Source organism: Subsaxibacter sp. CAU 1640 (genome assembly GCF_023156585.1).
Taxonomy (GTDB): domain Bacteria; phylum Bacteroidota; class Bacteroidia; order Flavobacteriales; family Flavobacteriaceae; genus JBPOFM01.
In genome coordinates, this window is sequence record NZ_JALNMI010000004.1 from 15930 (window position 1) to 33675 (window position 17746).

Genomic DNA, 17746 nt, shown 5'->3' on the forward strand with positions numbered 1-17746 from the left:
AGCAATGTCATTTTTTATTGTTGATTAGTTTTATTAAAACAAAAAAGCATAAACTATGAGCAATAAAGATTTATATAACGCAGAGGCCAAAAAGAAAATTAAGGAAATGGCCGAGAATATTGATTTTGCTATGATGGCAACGAACCTTAAAGAGACACCTCTCCATATGATTCCAATGAGCACCAAAAAAGTGGATGAGCAAGGAAATATCTGGTTTTTGAGCAACAAGAATAGCAATCATAATGAAAACCTTTTGAGTAATCCAAATTTGCATTTGATTTACTCAAACAAAGGCGATATGCAATTTTTGAATGTCTATGGAATGGCCACAATCACCACAGATCAAAAAATTATTGATGAGCTTTATGGAAAGGCTGATGATACTTGGTTTGAGGGCAAAGATGATCCAAATATTACTGCAATTTCAGTAAAGCCTACGGAGGCCTATTATTGGGACCCAAAAGACAATAAATTGGTGACATTGGTCAAAATGGGTGTTGGAGCCATCACTGGCAATGAACCAGATTTAATGGATCAAGGCAAAATAAAGCTTTAAGAAAATAAGACTCGAATCTCATTTTCGAGTCTTATTTTTTTCACTTATCTTATTTCAAAAATCATTCTGTTTGAAACTGGTCAAGTTCACAAAAAAGGGTATCTATTGTATTCCAGGGAAATTCTATTTGGACCCTTGGCTACCTGTAGATTATGCGGTCATTTCTCACGGACACGCCGACCACGCACGTTGGGGAATGAAGCATTATTTGTGTCAAACGGATTCAAAAGCCATCTTAAAGCATCGTATAGGGCCTGACATATCGATAGAAAGTTTGCCTTACAATGTTCAGAAGTCCATTAACGGAGTTTCGGTAAGTTTTCATCCTGCCGGTCACGTCATTGGTTCGGCACAAATTCGATTGGAGTATAAAGGTTTTGTTGTGGTTTTTACTGGCGATTATAAGGTGAAAGATGACCATTTAACAATTCCTTTTGAACCCATCAAATGTCACGAATTCATCACAGAAAGCACCTTTGGATTGCCCATTTATAATTGGTTGAGTGAAGCTGAAATCCAACAACAAATGCACGATTGGGTCAAGCTCAATAAGGCTCACAATCGTACAAGCGTCTTTATAGGCTATTCTTTAGGAAAAGCGCAACGCATTATGAAATTGATGGAAGGTGTAGACCAACTGTTCGTTCATAGTGCTATTCATAATTTGAACAATGCCATTGAACGTTCGGGGATTCAACTGCCTGAATCTACATTATTGGAGTACGATTTCAAGAAAGAGGTGCTTCAGAATAAAATCGTGATTTTGCCTCCAGCGCTGTTGGGTTCAAGATTATTGAAAAAAATACCAAACGCAGCCACAGCCATTTGTTCTGGCTGGATGCAAATTCGAGGAAACAGACGGTGGAAAGCTGTGGATGCTGGTTTTGCAGTAAGTGACCACGCTGATTGGAATGGTTTGCTTTCTGCCGTAAAAGCTACGGAAGCTGAAAAAGTCTACGTCACACATGGAAGTCAGGCAACATTTTCCAAATATTTGAACGAAATAGGCATAGAGTCCTACGAAGTCAAAACCGAATACGGCATCGAAGAGGAAGAAAAAGAAGATTCAAAAACCATCAAAACTGAAACAGAATGAAGCATTTTTCAGATTTGATAAGTTCCATAGAAATCACCAATAAAACCAATGCAAAGATTGATGCGTTGGTAGACTATTTCAGTACAGCTTCTGATAAGGATAAACTTTGGGTGATTACGCTTTTTACAGGGAAACGTCCGCCACGACCGGTCAAAACCGCATTGATGCGACAATGGTGTATGGAGATTACTGGTTATCCTGAATGGTTGTTTTTGGAAAGTTATAGCAATGTTGGCGATTTGGCTGAAACGATTGCATTGATGTTGCCAGACCCAACACATCATATAGAGAAATCATTGGATGAGTGGATGAAAGAGCTCAAAAAATTGACTTCAAAAGCGGACGAAGAAAAAAAACAGTATGTCCTGAATGCTTGGTCGGGTTTGCAAATGCAGGAACGCTTTATATTCAATAAATTGATTGGAGGAAGCTTCAGGATTGGAGTTTCAAAGAAAACACTGGTTAATGCTTTGGCTAAATATTCTGGGATTGATGCCAATCAATTGATGCATAGCATTATCGGTAATTGGGATATGGGTTCCATTTCTTTTGATGAGTTGTTGCAGGGCGAACATATCAATTATGACAATTCTAAACCCTATCCATTCTGTTTGGCGTATGCTTTAGAAAAAGAATTGCAGGATTTGGGACATCCGAAGGATTGGCAAGTGGAGTACAAATGGGATGGCATTCGTGGACAAATCGTTAAGCGTAATGATGAAATTTTCATCTGGTCTCGTGGCGAGGAATTGGTGACGTCTCAATTTCCGGAATTGGTGGAGGCAATGGAAGTTTTTGATGATGATTTCGTCATTGATGGCGAAATTTTGGCACTAAAAGACAATGCTGTGCTCCTGTTCAATGATTTGCAAAAACGTTTGAATCGAAAAACCATCAGTAAAAAGCTATTGGAAGAAGTGCCTATCGGATTTTATGTCTATGATTTGATGGAATGGAATGGCGAAGATATTCGGGAAAAACCAATGAGTTTTCGACGTGATTTACTCGAAAGATTATTTTCCTTGGAAAAAAGAGCGCCACACACAGTTTTGTCAGAAATTATAGAATTTGACGAATGGAACGACTTAAACGACATCAGAGAAAAAGCTCGTGAATTCAATAGTGAAGGTTTGATGCTCAAGCAGAAAAATTCACCGTATCACACCGGTAGAAAAAAAGGGGACTGGTGGAAATGGAAAGTCGAACCATTGACGATTGATGCCGTAATGATTTACGCTCAAAAGGGTAGTGGTAGGCGAAGTTCAAAATACACAGATTACACCTTTGCAGTCAAAACAGATGATGGCTTGGTAACAGTTGCAAAAGCTTATTCTGGACTGACCGATAAGGAAATATCGGAAATTACACGTTTTGTCAATAAAAATGCCATTGAAAAATTTGGACCTGTACGAACAGTGAAGCCAGAATTGGTATTCGAAATTGCTTTTGAAGGCATCGCATTCAGCAATCGGCATAAATCTGGTGTAGCATTACGATTTCCACGGATTTCAAGATGGCGAAAAGATAAACCTGTGGATGAAATTGACACGATTGAAGATGTCAAAAAACTAATAACCGACCCAAGTTGAAACAATTTCAAGAATCAGAAGGCTATAAAATTATTGATGCGTGGATGTCCGAAAAAGGACAAAAACCATTCGATTTTCAGATGCAAACTTGGGAATATTATGGAAAAGGTTACAGCGGAATGGTGGTGGCACCTACAGGCTTTGGCAAAACCTTTTCAGTGTTTTTGGCGGTTGTCATAGATTATTTAAATCATCCTGAAACTTACAAAAAGGGCTTGAAATTGCTTTGGATAAGCCCGTTGCGCTCCTTGGCTAAAGACTTGGCAAAAGCGATGAACACTGCTGTTGAAGAGATTGGTTTGGATTGGACAGTCGAAGTGAGAAATGGCGATACACCGCAAAAAGACCGTCGAAGGCAAGAACGCTTGATGCCTGATGTTTTATTGACAACTCCTGAAACGCTCCACATTTTATATTCGCAAAAAAACAATTCCAGATTTTTTAAATCGGTGAGATGTATCGCTGTAGATGAATGGCACGAACTGTTGGGCAGCAAACGAGGTGTACTGACGGAATTAGCGTTGTCGCGCATTTTAGCAATTTCAAAATCATTGCAGATTTTTGGAATTACAGCCACAATTGGCAATCTGGAAGAAGCCTTAAAAGTCTTGATTCCTTATGTTGGTTTCAAAACGAAAATGATAGTTGCCAAAGAGAAAAAAAAATTGAACATTATTTCAGTGTTGCCAGACGAAATTGAAGTCTTGCCATGGGCTGGTCATATGGGCGTCAAAATGACATCAAAAATCGTCCCGATTATCTATGAAAACAACACGACACTCATCTTCACAAATACTCGAAATCAATCAGAAGTTTGGTATCAACACATTCTTAAGCAGGCTCCAGATTTGGCTGGACAAATAGCCATTCATCACGGCTCCATCGATTTTGAATTGCGCAATTGGATAGAAGATTCTATTTCTGACGGCCATTTAAAAGCAGTGGTGTGTACGTCATCCTTGGATTTGGGTGTCGATTTCAAGCCTGTAGATTGTGTTATTCAAATCGGTTCACCTAAAGGTATCGCAAGATTTATGCAGCGTGCTGGACGTAGTGGACATTCGCCTTATGAAACCTCCAAAATCTATTTCGTACCAACACATTCGTTGGAATTGATTGAAGCATCGGCGTTGAAACAAGCGGTAAAAGACCGACGAATTGAAAACAGAGAACCAATGGTTTTAACGTTCGATGTGTTGATTCAATATATGGTGACCTTGGCGGTTGGCGAAGGATTTGACCAAAAAGAATTATTTCACAGTATCAGTAAAGTTCACGCCTTTCATTATATGACGGAAGAAGATTGGCAATGGGCTTTGAAATTCATTACAGAAGGCGGAAACACCCTAAAATCTTACGAAGAATATCATAAAGTAGTTAAGGATGACGATGGTTTATATAAAGTAAAGAGTCGGCGTATCAGTATGTTGCATCGAATGAATATTGGTGCCATCGTCGGTGATGCCATGCTAAAAGTGAAATTTTTTTCTGGAGGTTATGTGGGAATGGTGGAAGAATATTTCGTTTCAAAATTAAATCCGGGAGACCATTTTATTTTGGCTGGACGTGTGTTGGAAATCGTGACGATTAAGGATATGACAGTTCTTGTAAAACGCAGCAAGAGAAAATCTGCCATTACACCCAGTTGGATGGGAGGAAGGCTGCCATTGTCTTCGTATTTGAGCCAATATCTTCGGGAAAAATTATCAGAATCTCTGCATCCTAAAACCACTGAAAAAGAGTTACGTTTTTTGCATCCTTTGGTGAGTCGTCAAGAAGCACATTCACATATTCCAAAAAAAGATGAGTTTTTGGTCGAAATGATTGAAACCAAAGATGGTCACCATTTGTTTATGTATCCATTTGAGGGCAGGTTGATTCACGAAGTGATGGCTGCACTCATCGCGTATCGCTTGAGTTTGTTGAAACCGCTCACGTTTACCATTGCTATGAATGATTACGGATTTGAACTATTGAGTGACCAGGAAATTCCGTTAAATGAGAAAAGTATTGAAGCTATTTTGTCAAAAGACAATTTGATGGATGATGTCATCGGAAGTATCAATGCTTCGGAAATGGCTTCGAGAAAATTCCGGGATATTGCCGTAATTTCTGGATTGGTGGTGCAAAGTCAGCCAGGAAATCGAAAGAACAATAAAAGTCTTCAGTCATCATCTGGACTCATTTTTCGTGTTTTGGAAGATTATGAACCTCAAAATTTATTGTTACGACAAGCTTACACCGAAGTTTTTAATCAGCAGTTGGAAGAAGTTCGATTGAAGGAGGCTTTCGAGCGCATTTCAAAAAGTAAAATAATCATTAAATTCGCAAAATCATTCACACCTTTAAGCTTTCCGATAAAAGTTGATAGTTTGCGCGAATCCGTGACCAGCGAAGATTTGGACCAACGTATCAAACGCATTCGAGATGAAGTTTTGAGACAGACCCAAATTGATTAATGGTTACCAAAGAGATTCTTTGCCGCGACGAGATTTTGACTTTGACCAATCAACGTGCCTTATTCTGGAAACGTGAAAATATGTTGGTTTTATCAGATTTGCATATTGGTAAGACGGCTCATTTCAGAAAAGCTGGCATTGCTATTCCTTCGCAAATTCTTCAGAACGATTTAAAACGATTGGAATCATTGATTGGAAATTTTGATGTAGAAACGGTGTTGTTCGTCGGCGATTTGTTTCACGCAGAAATCAACAAGGATATGGATGAATTCATCAATTGGAAACAAAAATTCAGCAACATTAAATTCGAATTGATTAAAGGCAATCACGACCGATTAAAAGATTCCTTCTATCAAAATTTGGAAATTTCAACCTTCAAAACCCATAAAGATGTGTTGCCTTTCCGTTTCGTACATGATGCAAACCATTGCAATGACGACACATTTTGCATTTCTGGGCATACTCATCCCGGAGTAGTTATTTATGGTCGTGGGAAAACGCGAATTAAGTTGCCATGTTTTGAACTATCAGAAAATCAATTGGTTTTGCCCGCCTTTAGTGAATTTACAGGATTGAATACCATACGGTCCTTTGAAACTTCTGTATGTTATGGTTTCACGGAATCTTCATTATTTGAGTTATAAAAACTTCGGATAGAAGCAACTATAATCTATGATAAGGAAGTATCTTTAAAGTCTAAATTTTAAATTATGAAAAATCTATTGAGAGCTATTTTGGCTGGTTGGGGTGCAAAAAAAATAGGTGGAGGTGGATGCGGATGTATCGGTACAATCGTTGTTTTCTTAATCCTATATTGGCTTCTTGGTTATGTATTCAATGTGCTTTAATCTAATATAGATCAATTCGTTTGATAACTGGTTGATATTATGTGGTCTGCAAACAAAATGTAGTGTATTTCATCGATGATTATGTATTTTATCGAAATTATTTTACATTTTATCGAATTTTTTAGTTGTCAATAATTGATTTTGACATATATTTGCTCCATAATAATTTCATTTAACCCCAAATCGAATGAAAACCAACCTACTTAAAGCTGTTGCTTTTGCAATGGTTATGACTCCACTTTACAACTGTTCTGTAGAACCAGTTGAACAAGAACTACAACTTGCAGAAATTGCAAATGAGCAAACACTTGACGATACACCATGTAGTGGTGAAGATCCAAAAGCAAGGGTAACCAACGACAGCGATAACGTCGTGAATTTTGAAATTTTTGACGGCAATGGTGCACTGGTCAACTATGTTTATGGATTAAATCCTGGTGAAACGTCTGATTGGAGAACGTTCCCTGTTGGAATAACCACATTTTCCATTAGTACATCAGAATCATCCAAACCTGTAAGAATTGATATGGGACTTTGCATGGCATATGATGTGACTATCAATGAGAACAATCAACTAGATACTGACGTTCCTATTCAACTTTAGTACATACAATTACAATCTTTTCATTTTTTAAGTTAGTTGTGAAAAACAAATAGGTATCACCTCCATCCTTAATTTTAGTGGTGTTCCTGATTTTTTGAACGCTTTCAGGAAAGTTACGTGTGGTAATATTAGCTTTTTTAATCGCCATGCTTTTGATTTCTTTTTTGTTGTAAGGGATTAAGGTGACTATGATAAAGCTTCTTCCTGGAAAAGACATAAATTCATTGCTCGTATAGAGATGCGAATGTTTATGAAGTTTATGAATTCCTAATTGTGAAGCTAGCGACTTAAAGCCTCCAGCCTTTAGAATAGATGCGTTAGGTTCGTATAGGTAGGATAGAGGCTCATGGTAGTTAATTGCTAATTGCAATTCATCTTCAAAATTGAATTGAAATTGTTGAGTTTCCGAGGTTTTAATATTTGCAGTATGAACAGTAATATTGCCAATGAATTCTTTTTCAAGAATCCAAAGTAGCTCTTTCACTTCATTGTCAACAGCCACGACATGAACGTACTTAACAAACTTAAGTTCTATGATTCCTGCAGATATATCAAGTAAAGGAGACGTTTTTATTAAGATATTATTAGAAAACTCAAATAAGGAATCAAGTTCAGAAGGAACATCAGGCAAACAGTCATTCAAGAAGAATACTTTGCCTTTATTTTCATGCCTTCTCGATGGATCTATGTAAATCCAATCATAAAAGTCATCAGATTTTTTAAGATATTCTATTCCGTCAACTGCATGTGTAAAAACATTGGTAATTCCTAGTTCTTGATAATTGTGTTTGACAATTTCGGATAATTCTTCATTTATTTCACAATGATATACAGCGTCAAATTTTTTTGAAAAATAAAAACTATCGATTCCAAAACCTCCAGTAATATCAATTATGGATTTTCCATCTATAATTGAAGCCTTGTATTGAGCAGTGACCTCCGAAGATGTCTGTTCAATATTTAATTTGTTGGGATAATATACGTTTTCACTTTGAAACCATGTTGGAAGCTTCTTTTCAGATTTTTTTTTAGATTCAATCTGTTCTATCAATTCTTTGGTATCAACATTCTGAAAAGAAGTACCTTTGAAAGCAAGTGTTGAAATATCAGAGTTTAAATTATTATTTATAAAGACCTGTATTTCATTATTTAATATAGATTTATTCAAACTAAAACTTAAAGATCTTTAGTCAAGTGTTTAACAATTTTGTATTCGGATAAAAACTCTTTTGAAATGACCTTTAGAGTCGTATAAACAGGAACAGCAAGTATCATTCCTCCAATGTTGAACAGTAGTCCTCCTATGACAATAGCAATGAAAATCTCTAAAGGATGAGAGCGTACACTTCTTCCGAATATGATAGGTTGAGAAAGCAAATTATCAATTAATTGAACAATAGCGACACCAATCAAAACTTTTACTAAAAGGGGCAATAATTCACTTGAAAAGTCTGCACCAAGGTTATTGGAAACAACCACAAGCATGATAAGAGCAGCTCCTATGAGTGGACCTAAATAAGGAACGATGTTGAGAAAAGCACAAATAATTGCAATAGCTAATGCATTTTTCACGTCCAAGTATAGTAAAAGAAAAAGGTAAAGAACAACTGCTATCATTGTTTGCAACATAAGTCCTAGAAAGTAGCGCGACAGCAATAACTTTATTTTCGTAAAGACTACAACTGACCGACGTTCATTACCTCTATCGGCAAATGATGTAACGGCAGTAGTAATTAACCTATCATCTTTGAGTAAAAAGAAAGATATAAAAAGTACCGAAAACAGTCCGGCCACAATATCTCCAACATTTTGAAAGAAAACCTGAATAACACTTGAGACGAACTCAGAATTAAAATTTTTGGCAAATTCAGTTCTTTTTAATGTTTCAACAATATTAATTTTATCCACTCCCAAATATTCACTGGCCTGAATGTTTAATTCATTCAAATCTGTTTTGACCACATCAAAATTAATCTCCGAAATGTTCTTGCTTTGTTCCAACACGATTGGCAGGAATATGCGGAAAATCATGAAGAAAAATACTCCAATAAAGATCAATGTTGTAAATGAAGCCAATGTATTTCCAAATTTTAACTTAACCTTTAAAAAAGTTACCAAAGGCCTGCAGATCAAAGAAATAACACCAGCGATAAATATAAAAAGAACTAACGATTTTATCTTGTAAAGAATAAAAAGTAGAAGCGCAACACCTGCCACAACAGCCAGGGTTTTCAAGTTTCCTTTTGCAATCGTTCTTGAATTCATTTCGTAAATATAGTGTAATTTACAGTTCGAAAATAACCCAATTGCAACTATTCGTTGTTCAATTGTTTGGTGATTTCATATAAAGCTATAGTTGCAGCTTGCACCACATTCATACTGCTATTGTATCCAAACATATCAATGTGAAGTATATCATCACTTTGTATCAAAACATCTGCAGAAATACCATGATTTTCGTCACCAATGATCAACGCCAAAGGTGCTTGATGAAAATTATAAGCGTGAATTGGTTTGCTGTCTGTGGTGATTTCTAAAGATACAATTTTATAGCCTTCAGATTTCAATTTGGTAACTAATGGCACGATATCGTCGTGAGTTTCATAGTTCACGAATTTTTCTGTGGACCTTGAAGTCTTGGTCATTCGTCTTCCTATTGGAATGTATTGTCCACAAAAAATTAATTTCTCGACACCGAAAGCATCTGCCGTTCGAAATAAACTACCGATGTTTGGAGCCTTGGTGATGTTGTCGCAAACAAGAATTATTGGGAATTGTTTTGATGAAAATGAAGTGCTGTAATGGTCTTTTTGCATTGGTATCAATGTTCAAAAACGTACTTTACGATATTAGCACCCATTTTTAATGCTTTTTCTCGCAACTCGATAGGGTCGTTGTGCACTTCGGCATCTTCCCAACCATTGCCAAGATCGCTTTCATAGGTAAACAATACCAATAATCGTCCTTCGTGAAAAAGACCAAAGGCTTGCGGACGCTTATTATCGTGCTCGTGAATTTTCGGTAAACCTTCAGGAAATTTATAAACAGCGCTGAAAATCTCGTGCGTCTTTGGAAGCTCAATAAGTTCTTTGTCCGGAAATACTTTTTTGAGTTCTTTGGTGATGTAAGGCTGCAATCCATAGTTATCATCAATATGCAGAAAACCTCCTGAAATCAAGTAATTCCTCAAATTTTCAGCATCTTCATCACTGAAAAACACATTTCCGTGACCTGTCATATGAAGCATTGGATATTGAAAGATATCAATGCTACCAGCTTCGACCACTTCTGGTTTTGAATTGATTTTGGTATTGATATTGGCGTTGCAATACGTTATCAAATTGGGCAACGAAGTAGGATTGCTATACCAATCGCCACCACCTTTGTACTTTAAAACCGCGATCTGCTGCGCCGATAAGTTCATCGAAACAATCAAAAAAGCTATGGCAATTACTATTCTCATTTTATTCATTCACAAATGCAACACTATGGCAGGCCACAATGGCAGCAGTTTCAGTGCGTAATCTGGTTTCTCCCAAAGTTACTGGAATAAACTTATGTTTTAAGGCAATTTCAATTTCTTTAACACTAAAATCTCCTTCCGGACCAATCAAAATCGTAATGTCTTGAGTCGCTTTTAACTCGTTTTTTAAGGATTTTCGCTGGGTTTCTTCACAATGCCCAATGAAAAGTGCTCCCTCAAAATCCTGTTTGATGAAATCCTTAAACGAAACGGCATCATTCAATGTTGGTAGATAAAGCTGATTGGATTGCTTCATTGCAGACTGTATAATCTTCTCAAAACGGTCTGGCTTGATGACTTTTCGTTCGCTATGGTCACAAATGATAGGAGTAATGGTATCAATGCCTATTTCAGTGGCTTTTTCCAAAAACCATTCGTATCGATCGTTCATTTTGGTTGGAGCAACAGCCAAATGCAATCGATAATTTCGCCTATCCTGAAAAGTTTTAGAACTAATGGTCGCAATGCAATTCCTGATGTCGGCAAGTGTTATTTGTGCCTTAAATAGCCACCCTTTCCCGTTGGTAATGTCTAATTCATCACCAACCGACTTTCGCAACACCTTCACAATATGCTTGCTTTCTTCATTGGAAAACGTCAATTGCGGCGTGTGCTCATCAATATCAGGATTAAAGAAAAGTTGCATTAATTCAGGGTTTCAGTCACTTCAAGCACCTTGATTTCCTCTATCAATTTGGTCGGATGTGTTTTAACAGCAACGTAAAACGAATTTTTCTCTGGCAAATCAAAAGCAAAAATCTCTTCAACATTATGATTGTCATTGGCAAGTATGGCTTCCAACTCTGAAGACTCATTTCCTGTTGTAATCCAGCCCAAATCGCCACCTCTATTGGCATTGGCATCCATAGAATACATTTTTGCCAAGTCTCCAAACCGAAATCCTTGTTGGTATTTGGAAATTATTCTGTTCTGTAAATCCTTGATTTCTTCCTTGCTTTTTTTGGAGCCATCGAAGTAAACGTAACTGTATCTGTAATAAGGGATTTCGTATTTATCGATGATTTTATAATGCGTTTTTTGAATATCAGAAGCAATGACTTTACTGCTACCTTTTCCCATTTTAAAGAGGTCTTTAGCAAGTTGGGTTTTGTGTTTTTCTTTGTTGAAAACGTACAATTTCCCTTTATTGGACTTGTTTGTTTCAATAAATTTAGTGGCTTGTGTTTCATTTTGTATGGAATCCAATTGCGATTGGATACCCTTTTTTTGAGCAGTTGCAGAAACAGTAAACACTAGGAAAGCGGTGTAGAGTAGGTGTCTAAACATAGTTGGTTTTTTTAGATTTTGATTCAAATTTAAAATGAAAGGCTTTACCTCGAACAGATTTGTCCGTAAGTTTTTAAGAATCGATTGTTTATAACCTTAATTTTCAATTCAAGGTGCAGGGTTCAAGATTCAAAGTTCAGGATTTAGGATTCAAGAATTAAGAACCAAATTCCAAAATAAAGTCCAGTGAACTGTCATCCGTCATCGGTCATCTATCCTTCAAGTTAAAAAGCCATCATTAAATCTTCAATCGAGAGGAAGCCACAACATCATTCTTCGAAAAATCGCCTTCCAAATATTTCAAATACCCAACAATCGCAATCATCGCAGCATTATCTGTAGTAAATTCAAATTTAGGCACATAAGTGGTCCATCCAAACTTCTTCTCACCATCTTTCAAGGCTTGACGAATACCCGAATTTGCCGAAACACCACCACCTATGGCAATATGCTTAATGCAAGTTTGTTTGCTTGCCAGTTTAAGTTTGTCTATCAAAATTCCAATAATTGTATACTGAATAGAGGCACAAATGTCGTTCAGGTGTTCTTCGATAAACTTCGGATTATTTTCTGTTTCTTTTTGAATGAAATATAAAATGGCTGTTTTCAAACCTGAAAAACTGAAGTTGAGACCATCCACTTTTGGCTTTGTAAATTTGAAAGCTTTCGGGTTGCCCAGTTTGGCTCTTTTGTCTATTTCTGGTCCAGCAGGATAGCCTAAACCAAGCAACTTTCCACTTTTATCAAAGGCTTCACCTACAGCATCATCAATGGTTTCACCTATCACTTTCATATCAAAATAATTGTTGACTTTAACTATCTGTGTGTGGCCACCAGAAATGGTCATTGCCAAAAAAGGAAAAGGTGGTTTGTTGAAGCCTTCTTCATCAATAAAATGTGCCAAAATATGTGCCGACATATGATTGACATCTATCAAAGGAATGTCTAATCCGTAGGCCAAGGATTTTGCAAAGGATGTACCTACCAATAATGAACCCATCAATCCTGGTCCTCTGGTGAACGCGATGGCGCTCAATTGCGATTTGTCCACATTGGCCCTTTTCAACGCTTCGTGCACAACCGGAACGATGTTTTGTTGATGTGCCCGAGAGGCCAATTCTGGCACCACACCTCCATAAGCTTCGTGAATCGATTGGTTGGCGACAATATTGCTCAATATTTTTCCGTTGAGCATCACAGAAGCTGCTGTGTCATCGCAAGAGGATTCAATCCCTAATATATAAACATTTAGTGGCGACATTAGTGAAATTTAGGCACAATAATTGTTAATTTTGGTGCAAAGTTATAACTTTAAAAACGTATCAAAAAATTCTTCAAAATACTATCAAAATTAGCAGCAATCTTTTTGCTGCTTTTCATCATTTTGATGTTGGTGGTATCTATTCCCGCTGTTCAAACTTATCTTGGAAAAAAGGCCACACAGCGCATCAACAGCGACTTCGGAACAAATATCAATATTGAAAGAATCGGGTTAAAGTTTAACGGTGATGTTGAGTTGAAAAGTGTTTATATTGAGGATTATAGAAAGGATACACTCATCAATATCAACGAACTCAACACGTCAATTTTAAGTTTCAGAAACATTTATAACGGCAAACTCACGTTTGGCGATATCAATATCAATGGCTTAACGTTCAACATCAAAACGTATAAAGATGAGCCTCAAACCAATTTGGATGTTTTTATTCAAAAGTTTGAAGAAGACAATCCTCAAGAAGAAGTAAAAACGTTCCTGTTGTCTTCGAGTGATATCTCGATTTATGACGGAACGCTTCGGATGATCAACGAAAACAAAGAAAATCCGAAGATGCTAGAGTTCAAAAAATTGTATCTCAACGCCACCAACTTCGTCATTCACGATAGCGACATCAGCGCAAGGATCAACACTTTTGCGTTTTATGACACGCGCGGTTTGGTTATCAAAAATATGGTCGCCGATTTTGAATACACACCAGAGCATCTGTATTTTGATGATTTAAGTATCAACACCACACATTCCATTTTAAAAGGGGATGTCAGGTTTACTTATGGTCCGGGCGATATGCAGGATTTCACCAATAAAGTTCAGGTAAAGGCAAACTTCAAGGATTCAGAAGTGCTTTTAGACGAACTGAACACGTTTTATAACGAATTCGGAATCGACCAAAAAGCAACATTGAACGTCAATCTTTCGGGTACTTTGAATGATTTGGATGCAGAAAATTTAAGATTGACCACCAATTCCAGAACACGAATTTTTGGTGACATTAACTTTAAAAATCTCTTCAACACCAAGGAAAATAATTTCGAATTAGATGGCAGGTTTGATAATCTATCCTCAAATTACTATGATTTAAGAGCCCTTCTGCCAAATCTTCTAGGTGAATCCATTCCTTCGGTGTTTTCTAAAGTGGGCAATTTCTACATCACAGGAACGACGAAGATCACACCAAGTTACATCGATTCCAATCTCGACATCCGCACAGACATTGGTCACATAGACACCAATATGTTGCTATCGGAAATTGAAAACATTGATAACGCTAGTTATAAAGGGAAGGTAGTTTTTGACCAATTTGACATCGGCAAACTCCTGAACGACCCGAAGGTAAAGGAAACATCCTTTGATTTGGATGTAGATGGCAAAGGTTTCACAATTGATAATCTAAAAACAGACGTCGTTGGAAAAGTATATTCCTTGAATTACAATGGTTACACTTATATGGACGTAGATGTCAGTGGGCAAATAGGAAATAACATTTTTAATGGTGAATTGATTTCTGAAGATGAAAACTTTAAGTTTCAATTTGATGGTTTGGCCGATTTGTCAAAAAATATCAAAACGATGGACTTTACGGCCAACGTCGAATATGCCAACTTAAATGCGCTCAACTTTGTAAAAAAAGATAGCATTTCTGTGTTCAAAGGCAAAGTCATTATGTCTATGAAAGGTACCAATATCAATGATGCTTATGGTACGCTCAACTTTAGAAACACCACTTACATCAATCAAAATGAAGAGTACTTTTTTGAGGATTTTGACATTACTTCAAAGTTTAACGATCAGGTTCGCACCATTGATATCAATTCTACAGATATCATCAAAGGAAAAGTAAGCGGTATTTTTAAGTTTGAAGACATTAGTAAATTGGTAGAAAATTCTGTAGGGAGTATTTATACCAATTATAGACCTCACACAATCAAAGATGAACAATATCTGGATTTTGATTTCACTATTTACAACAAAATTATTGAGGTATTTGTGCACGATTTGGAACTTGGACCGAACACATCCATTAAAGGTAGGATTGAAAGTAACGAACGTGGTTTTAAGCTGGCATTCAAGTCACCACAGATTAAGTTGAATGAGTATTTTGCAAACAATGTCGATCTGAAAATTGACAATTCAAACCCATTGTTCAACACTTTTGTTGAGATAGATTCGGTGAACACTAATTTCTACAATGTCTCAAAATTCAATCTCATCAACGTTACACAACGTGATACCTTGTTCATCAAATCAGAGTTTCAAGGTGGTAAGTTCAATAAGGATAATTTTGATTTAAGCTTGTTTTACACCATTGACAAAGACAATAAATCGGTGGTCGGTTTCAAAAGGTCAGGCGTAAGATTTAAGGAAAATGATTGGGTCATCAATGAAAACAGAGACCGATTGAACAAAATTACCTTTGATAGGCAGTTTAAGCAATTCAATATTGCCGAAATCATTATGAGCCACGACGATGAGGAAATTGAATTGGCGGGAGAAATTCGGGATTCTACGTATAAAGACATCAAACTTAACTTTAAGGATGTAGACCTTAATAAAATAACACCACGTCTCGATAGCATCCAGTTTGCAGGTAATGTTAATGGAGAGTTGCAAGTACTGCAACAAAATGGTACATACCTCCCAAGTTCTAATGTGACCATCGACCGCTTAAAATTTAATAATTACGAATTGGGCAACTTGCAGGCAGACATCATCGGTAATGAATCTTTGACCAATTATGAAGTTGATTTACTCTTGCAGAACGACAATCTCAAATCATTAATTGCAAAAGGATATATCGACGTCAGTCCACAAGTGTCCCGATTGAATGTAGATATCGATTTTGATGAATTTCAATTGGCGCCACTCAATGCTTTTGGGGCTGGTGTCATTACCAATATTCGAGGTTTGGCGTCGGGTACGGCTCGAGTGACCGGTAGCCTTGACAAACCTGACATCAATGGTAATTTGGTTCTCAATAACGCTGGTTTGACCATTGCTGAACTGAATGTCGATTACGGTTTTGATTTCGATTCAGAGGTGCTTCTCGAAGAACAAAAATTCATCTTTCAAGATGTGGTGATGACTGATACAGAGTACTTCTCAAGGGCAACGCTCAACGGTTATATGAGCCATAATAATTTCTCTGATTGGCGACTTGGGTTAGACATTGATACCAATCGTTTGCTCGTGCTCAATACCGAAGATTCTGAAGATGCCTTGTATTATGGTACGGCTTTCGTGAGGGGACAGGCAAGTATCGACGGACCTACTGAACAATTAGTCATTAGTGTAGATGGTAGCACAGCAGAAGGCACAGTCTTTAAAATACCGTTGAATGATACGCAAAGTTTTGGGGACAATTCCTATATTCATTTCTTAAGCCCTGAAGAAAAGGCTGCGAAATTGAGAGGAGAAGTGGTCACGGAAACAGAAGTGAAAGGTCTTGAATTGGATTTTGATTTGGATGTCAACCAAAATGCCGATATCGAAATTGTGATTGACAGAAAATCAGGAAGCACGATTCAAGGTAGTGGTGAAGGAAACTTACTCATCGAAATCAATACCAATGGTAAATTTAATATGTATGGCGACTTCGTTATTTATCGAGGAACCTACAATTTTGCCTATGGAGGTTTGGTACAGAAAAAGTTGGAAGTGGAGCGAGGCGGAAACCTTCAATGGAATGGCGACCCAATGAAGGCGCAGGTCAATTTGAGAGCCATTTATAAAACCAATGCAAACCCATCGGTATTGTTAGATAATCCTATAAATCGAAGTATTCCTGTGAACGTGGAATTGAATCTTTCTGGTCAACTCGAACAACCAGATTTAGATTTTACATTCGGTTTTCCTAATGTCAGTTCTACCATAAAGTCAGAGTTAGATTATCGTTTAGAAACTAAAGAAAGTCGAGATTATCAAGGTGTATTCTTATTGGCAACAGGCTCTTTTGCCAGCGAATTAAGTCTTGGTCAGCAAGCGTATGGTACGGTAGAAGATAGGGTAAACAATCTTTTCAACAGTTTGTTTTCTGATGAAAATGATAAGGTACAAGTGGGTGTGAATTTTGAATCAGGTGAGGTCACGCCAGAATACCAAACAGATGATAGATTAGGGTTGACCTTAAGTACTAAAATTAGTGACCGCGTATTGTTCAACGGTAAAGTGGGTGTACCTGTGGGTGGTGTTAATCAAACCGTAATTGCTGGTGATGCCGAAATAGAATTGTTGTTAAATGACGATGGCACGCTGTCTGCAAAATTCTTCAACCGAGAAAATAACATTCGTAATTTTGGTGAAGAAATAGGCTATGCACAAGGCCTTGGATTGTCTTATAATGTAGAATTTGACACCTTTAAAGAGTTGCTGCAAATTATCTTTTCTGGTAAAAACAAAAAGGAAAAGGAACAAGAAAAAATTGACCAAGAGGCCACTAGAAAAGAGGAGGAGCGTATGACGCCAGATTACATTACCGTAAAGCCGAGCTCCGAAAAGAAAGACAATTGATC

Annotated in this window: 15 protein-coding genes; 8 read left to right on the forward strand and 7 right to left on the reverse strand. The window is 37.1% G+C overall.

Translation table 11 applies throughout. The features are described from left to right. The first annotated feature begins 55 nt into the window (after positions 1 to 55). From M0G43_RS09920 to M0G43_RS09950, 7 genes are all read left to right on the forward strand, one after another. Positions 56 to 556: a pyridoxamine 5'-phosphate oxidase family protein gene (locus tag M0G43_RS09920; protein WP_248025693.1), complete on the forward strand. Its 501-nt coding sequence runs from the start codon at positions 56 to 58 to the stop codon at positions 554 to 556. A gap of 70 nt (positions 557 to 626) precedes the next feature. Then, positions 627 to 1652, forward strand: a complete 1026-nt coding sequence (locus M0G43_RS09925; RefSeq protein ID WP_248025698.1) for a ligase-associated DNA damage response exonuclease — start codon at positions 627 to 629, stop codon at positions 1650 to 1652. Continuing rightward, positions 1649 to 3241: an ATP-dependent DNA ligase gene (locus tag M0G43_RS09930; RefSeq protein WP_248025706.1), complete on the forward strand. Its 1593-nt coding sequence runs from the start codon at positions 1649 to 1651 to the stop codon at positions 3239 to 3241. Before M0G43_RS09925 ends, M0G43_RS09930 begins: the two co-directional genes overlap by 4 nt. Then, positions 3238 to 5700 carry a ligase-associated DNA damage response DEXH box helicase gene (locus M0G43_RS09935; RefSeq protein WP_262917172.1) on the forward strand — a complete coding sequence of 821 codons (2463 nt, stop codon included), beginning with the start codon at positions 3238 to 3240 and terminating at the stop codon, positions 5698 to 5700. The genes M0G43_RS09930 and M0G43_RS09935 overlap by 4 nt, the downstream gene beginning before the upstream one ends. Then, positions 5700 to 6344: a ligase-associated DNA damage response endonuclease PdeM gene (gene pdeM / locus M0G43_RS09940; RefSeq protein ID WP_248025709.1), complete on the forward strand. Its 645-nt coding sequence runs from the start codon at positions 5700 to 5702 to the stop codon at positions 6342 to 6344. Before M0G43_RS09935 ends, pdeM begins: the two co-directional genes overlap by 1 nt. Positions 6345 to 6410: 66 nt before the next feature. Beyond that, positions 6411 to 6548 carry a hypothetical protein gene (locus M0G43_RS09945; RefSeq protein WP_248025711.1) on the forward strand — a complete coding sequence of 46 codons (138 nt, stop codon included), beginning with the start codon at positions 6411 to 6413 and terminating at the stop codon, positions 6546 to 6548. Between the two features lie 187 nt (positions 6549 to 6735). Next, positions 6736 to 7152 (forward strand): hypothetical protein, encoded by a 417-nt coding sequence (locus tag M0G43_RS09950; RefSeq protein ID WP_248025713.1) that lies wholly within the window; start codon positions 6736 to 6738, stop codon positions 7150 to 7152. Here the strand turns inward: M0G43_RS09950 and M0G43_RS09955 are convergent. The 7 genes from M0G43_RS09955 to tsaD all read right to left on the reverse strand — a co-directional run bounded on the left by M0G43_RS09955 (position 7139) and on the right by tsaD (position 13223). Beyond that, positions 7139 to 8320 carry a THUMP-like domain-containing protein gene (locus tag M0G43_RS09955; RefSeq protein WP_248025715.1) on the reverse strand — a complete coding sequence of 394 codons (1182 nt, stop codon included), beginning with the start codon at positions 8318 to 8320 and terminating at the stop codon, positions 7139 to 7141. The two genes, M0G43_RS09950 and M0G43_RS09955, sit on opposite strands and share 14 nt — an antisense overlap. Positions 8321 to 8328: 8 nt before the next feature. After that, on the reverse strand, positions 8329 to 9417 hold the full coding sequence (locus M0G43_RS09960) for an AI-2E family transporter (protein ID WP_248025717.1): 1089 nt from the start codon (positions 9415 to 9417) through the stop codon (positions 8329 to 8331). A 47-nt stretch (positions 9418 to 9464) separates the two neighbouring features. Continuing rightward, complete coding sequence (locus tag M0G43_RS09965; RefSeq protein ID WP_248025721.1) at positions 9465 to 9968, reverse strand: TrmH family RNA methyltransferase; 504 nt, start codon at positions 9966 to 9968, stop codon at positions 9465 to 9467. A 5-nt stretch (positions 9969 to 9973) separates the two neighbouring features. After that, a complete protein-coding gene (locus M0G43_RS09970) occupies positions 9974 to 10615 on the reverse strand; it encodes a DUF4159 domain-containing protein (RefSeq protein ID WP_411039864.1) in 642 nt (213 codons plus the stop codon). 1 nt (position 10616) lies between these two features. After that, positions 10617 to 11321, reverse strand: a complete 705-nt coding sequence (locus M0G43_RS09975; protein ID WP_248025724.1) for a 16S rRNA (uracil(1498)-N(3))-methyltransferase — start codon at positions 11319 to 11321, stop codon at positions 10617 to 10619. Beyond that, the gene (locus tag M0G43_RS09980) at positions 11321 to 11962 is read right to left on the reverse strand and encodes a peptidylprolyl isomerase (RefSeq protein ID WP_248025739.1); all 642 of its coding nucleotides are present in this window, start codon (positions 11960 to 11962) and stop codon (positions 11321 to 11323) included. Before M0G43_RS09980 ends, M0G43_RS09975 begins: the two co-directional genes overlap by 1 nt. A gap of 238 nt (positions 11963 to 12200) precedes the next feature. Beyond that, on the reverse strand, positions 12201 to 13223 hold the full coding sequence (gene tsaD, locus M0G43_RS09985) for a tRNA (adenosine(37)-N6)-threonylcarbamoyltransferase complex transferase subunit TsaD (RefSeq protein ID WP_248025742.1): 1023 nt from the start codon (positions 13221 to 13223) through the stop codon (positions 12201 to 12203). A 105-nt stretch (positions 13224 to 13328) separates the two neighbouring features. On the opposite strand from tsaD, the gene M0G43_RS09990 reads away from it, so the two are divergent. Beyond that, complete coding sequence (locus tag M0G43_RS09990) at positions 13329 to 17744, forward strand: translocation/assembly module TamB (RefSeq protein ID WP_248025745.1); 4416 nt, start codon at positions 13329 to 13331, stop codon at positions 17742 to 17744. The last annotated feature ends 2 nt before the right edge of the window (positions 17745 to 17746 follow it).